General features: G+C 24.3%; 6 protein-coding genes. All 6 read right to left on the bottom strand.

From position 1 onward, the window contains the following. The coding region (locus Q0V09_RS08200; protein ID WP_297488389.1) for a BatD family protein at positions 1-439 on the bottom strand (439 nt) is incomplete at its 3' end. 9 nt (positions 440-448) lie between these two features. Beyond that, positions 449-1,036: a hypothetical protein gene (locus Q0V09_RS08205; protein WP_297488392.1), complete on the bottom strand. Its 588-nt coding sequence runs from the start codon at positions 1,034-1,036 to the stop codon at positions 449-451. Next, positions 1,029-1,988: a VWA domain-containing protein gene (locus Q0V09_RS08210; protein WP_297488394.1), complete on the bottom strand. Its 960-nt coding sequence runs from the start codon at positions 1,986-1,988 to the stop codon at positions 1,029-1,031. Before Q0V09_RS08210 ends, Q0V09_RS08205 begins: the two co-directional genes overlap by 8 nt. 11 nt (positions 1,989-1,999) lie before the next feature. Then, positions 2,000-2,707 carry a VWA domain-containing protein gene (locus Q0V09_RS08215; RefSeq protein ID WP_297488397.1) on the bottom strand — a complete coding sequence of 236 codons (708 nt, stop codon included), beginning with the start codon at positions 2,705-2,707 and terminating at the stop codon, positions 2,000-2,002. Between the two features lie 74 nt (positions 2,708-2,781). Further along, positions 2,782-2,958 carry a hypothetical protein gene (locus Q0V09_RS08220; protein ID WP_297488400.1) on the bottom strand — a complete coding sequence of 59 codons (177 nt, stop codon included), beginning with the start codon at positions 2,956-2,958 and terminating at the stop codon, positions 2,782-2,784. Continuing rightward, entirely contained in the window at positions 2,951-3,646 is a 696-nt protein-coding gene (locus Q0V09_RS08225) for a hypothetical protein (protein WP_297406533.1), read from the bottom strand. The genes Q0V09_RS08220 and Q0V09_RS08225 overlap by 8 nt, the downstream gene beginning before the upstream one ends. Between the last annotated feature and the right edge of the window lie 785 nt (positions 3,647-4,431).

The following is a 4,431-nucleotide window of genomic DNA, read 5'->3' on the forward strand; positions in this document are numbered from 1 at the left end:
CTTCAAAAGGAATTTTTTCACCAAAATAATAATCTTTTTTTAACTTATTAACTTGTAAAGAAAATTTATTATTTATAATCTCTTTTTGATTTTGATTATTAGAAACATCAATATTTATACTTTTACTATTCCCTTTTTTTGAAATAAGCGTTAATGTAAATACCCCTGTTTTTTTAGCCTTAATTCTATATGTATCACTTTTTTCTGACGTAACTTTTCCATTTATCATACTATAACTACTATTACTACCTTTTCCTAAAACATCAAAATTATTCAATCCATCTATTTTATAACCATCCTTATCTTCATTACGAAATATTGCTTGAAGAGTAATTATGTCATATAAAGAAGGATTTGCATTTGAAGTATTTAAGATAACATCTGCAAAAATAGAGTTAGCTATTAATAAAAATAAAAATAAAGCATTATATTTTTTCATTGTTCACCTCTACCATCTGTTCTCTGTATTTTCATTATTTAAATTAACTTTTATTTTTTCATTATTTTTAAAAGCCTGTTTTTCATTTCCTTCTAATCTATTTAAAATACTTTGTAGTTCTTCTTTTTTCTGATTTTCTTTCATTTTTTCTGATTTTGATTGTTGTTGATTTTCTTGTTTTTTGTTATTTTTTTCATTTTTATTTTGGTCTTTACTATCATTTTTTTTGTTTTGCTCTTGCTTTTTATTATTTTCTTTATTTTTTTTCTTATCTTTCTTATCTTCATTATTTTTATTTTTTTGATCTTTTTTCTGATTCTCTTGTTTTTGTTGTTCCTCTTTTTTCTTTAAAATCAACTCAAAATTTTTCTTAATATTCACATCAGTATTAGTTTTCATTGCGATTTTATACTCATCTAAAGCCTTTTCAGAATTACTAGTATCTTTTGGATTCTTACTCTTTAATACTAATTCATTTCCCTTTAGAAAATGAATAAATCCTTGGGATTCTATAGGTTTATTCCAAATTAAATAAGAATAAAAAGAATAGATTAAAAGTAAGAGTCCTATTATAAAATTAATAATAATTTTAAACATAACTCTCCTCCTTTCTTTTTTTTCTTAATAAATAACCAATTAAAATTAGTAATATACCTAGAGAAAGTGGATATTGATAATATTTTGTATATATTTTAACTTCATTTGACCTTTTATGATCTTTTTCTAACTTATCTAAATCTCTTATAAATTTTGAAGAATTTATCTGAGTATTATTTAACGAATAGTAATCTCCACCGCTTTCTTGAGATAATTTCTTTAAGAATTTATCATTAAGTTTTGATACAACTATTTGACCATTTTTATCTTTTATAAAGCCATCTTTAATAGGAATTACACTTCCTTCATCTGTTCCAACACCAAATATAAAAACTTTTATTTTATTTTTTTTGACATAATCTATTATATTAGAATTATCTTCACCACCGTCAGTAAAAATAATTATATTTTTATTTTTGCTTTGAGTTTTTTCAAAAGACTTATTAGCTAATTCTATTCCTGTTAGTAGTTTAGTTCCGCCACCAGATATTAAAGAGCTATCAATGGCATCAATATAGTTATTTGCCATAAAATAATCATCTGTTAAAGGCATCTGAATATATGCACTATCTGAAAAAGGAATTATTCCTACTCTATCACCTTTTAGTTTCGTTAAAATATCTTTTAATTCTCTTTTACTAGCATCTAATCTATTAGGATAAACATCCTTTGATAGCATGGATTTTGATATATCCATAAGAACATATAAATCATTCCCTTTAATTTCCATATTAGTTTTACCTTTTAGTTTTTGTGGAGAAAGTAAAGCTAAGAAAACTAATAAACTTCCACTAACTATCAATATTGCTTTTAGTATAATAAGCTTATTTTCACTATACCACCCAATTGACCTTAAAATTTTACTTCTTTTATTTCCACCAATAACAGTAAAAATACATATTATTAAAGGAATAATTATAAAGTATAGATCTTTTATATTGCCAAATTCCATAATTAATCCTCCTATGGTATTCTTATAAATATTACATATTCAAATAAAACTCCTATCATTAATAATATTAAAGCTATCTTTAATAGCGGTTCAAAATACTCTGTAATATCATAAAAACTTCTACTATCTATTTTACTTTTTTCTAACTTGTTTATATCTTTAAAAATATTTTTAAACTCTTTTTCATCACTAGCTCTAAAATATTGTCCATTAGTATTTTTAGCTATATTATTTAATAAATTTTCATCTAATTCTGTATTTTTAACATAAGAAGTCCCAAAGAATGACGGAACAGCTATTTCTTTAGCACCTATTCCTATTGTATATACTTTTATTCCCATTTCTTTTGCTAATTTTGATGCTCCTATTGGACTCATTTCTCCTGAGTTATTTTCTCCATCTGTCATTAATATTACAACCTTAGATTTAGCTTCACTATTTTTTAATCTATTAAGAGCTACACCTAACCCCATTCCAATAGCAGTCCTGTTATTACTTGTTATATCATCTGTTGTAATTTTAGATAATGTATCATTTATAACTGTATGATCAAAGGTTAATGGGACTTTTGTATAGGCATCTCCACCAAATACCACTAAGGAAACTCTATCATCAGGCCTCTCATTAACAAACTCTTTAAGCAACTCTTTTGATTTTTCTAATCTACTAGGATTAAAATCTCTAGCTTCCATAGATTTAGAAAGATCTAGTGCTATCACAATATCTATTCCATTCTTTTTTATCTCTTGTCCCTCTTTAATGCTTTGAGGTCTTGCTAGTGCAAATATCATTATTAAGAGTGATAAAATATTAAACTTTTACCTATAAGATGTTTTTTAGTCTTTTTTCCATATTTTTTTACATTTGAAATACTAGGAACTACTATAGAATCAAACTTAATTTTTCTAAAAAACAAATAACATAAAATAGGAATAAGAAAAAGAACATAAGGGTCTTTAAAACTAATCATTTTTTCTCTCCTTTCTTAATCTCTCGATAATTTCCATAGATTTTTCTTTGTATTTTTCATAATCATTATCACTATTTTTAGAAAATTTTAAATAATCTAATTTTTTTATAAACTCAATATCTTCAAAAGTTAACTTATCTAAATTATACTCACCATTTAAAAAACTGCTTTTATATTCTCCATCAATATAGTTTCTTAAAGAGTAACTTAGCTCATCTTTCCATTTGTCCATATTAATATTTTTTATATTTTTATTATAAATATTAAAAGGATCTCTATTTCTTTTTAATATAAATAAAATAATACTTAATATAATTAAAAATAGCCCCACTATAAAAGATCCTATTGTTTTATAAGGATAATCTTTAATTATAAATTTATTTTCCTTATTTGCTAAATCTTTTTTTAACTCTTTATCCTTTTTAGTTAAAGTACTTTTTATATCTATTTTTAAATTAGTATTTCCTATTTTTATCTTATTTACTCCAACTTTATAACTAGTAAAAGACACAATATATTCATTATTTGACTTAGTTATATCTACATTTTTATAAGGTTTAAATGCTTTTTCTATCTGATTCTTACTTATATCACCTTGAATTTTTAGTGTAATATTATCTCCAATATTATACTCTTTTCCATAGGCTAGGAGAGAGAATAAAAGAAAAATCATTGTTATTTTTTTCATTTTCTACCAGCCCCTTTAAAAAATCTTGAAAGCTCTTTAATATAATCTTCTCCCACATATAAATTTATTCCTTTTTTAATTAAAGGGGAATCTAAACTAATATCTTTTTTAAAGTTTTCAATAACAATTTTTTCTCCTGTTTCAGAATCTTCTAAATTAAATATGGCTCCCTTTGGTAAGATATTTTGTTTTTTATCTCCTATTCTTATAGGGATAATCTCATGTTTTTTTGATAAAATTTTAAGTTCTTTTTCATAATTTTCATCTAAAAAATCAGATATTAAAAATATTACTGCTCTTCTTTTAAAAATTTTTCCAAAATATCGTAACCCATTAGCTAGATTTGTTTTTTTACTTTTAGGTTCTAATGTTAATATTGATTCTATTATAGATAGTGAATGTTTTTTCCCTTTTTTTAAAGGTATATACTTTTCAATTTCATCTGTAAAAAATAAGGCTCCTACTCTATCACCATTTTTAGTAGCACTAAAGGCTAGACTTCCAACAAGTTCCGTTATTAAATCTATTTTTTCTTTAAATCTTGTTGAACCAGATACATCAACAAGGATAAATATTGATAACTCTCTTTCTTCAACAAACTCTTTAACATAGGCTTTTCTTTGCTTTGCTGTAACCTTCCAATCTATCTTTTTTACATCATCTCCAGGAGCATATCTTCTAATATCCGAAAACTCTATCCCATTACCCTTTAAACAAGATTTATACTGTCCTGCAAATATATTATCCGCTAAAGATCGGAAGAGCGTTCGTGTAGGGAAAGAGTG

Source organism: uncultured Cetobacterium sp. (assembly GCF_947039425.1).
Classification (GTDB): domain Bacteria; phylum Fusobacteriota; class Fusobacteriia; order Fusobacteriales; family Fusobacteriaceae; genus Cetobacterium_A.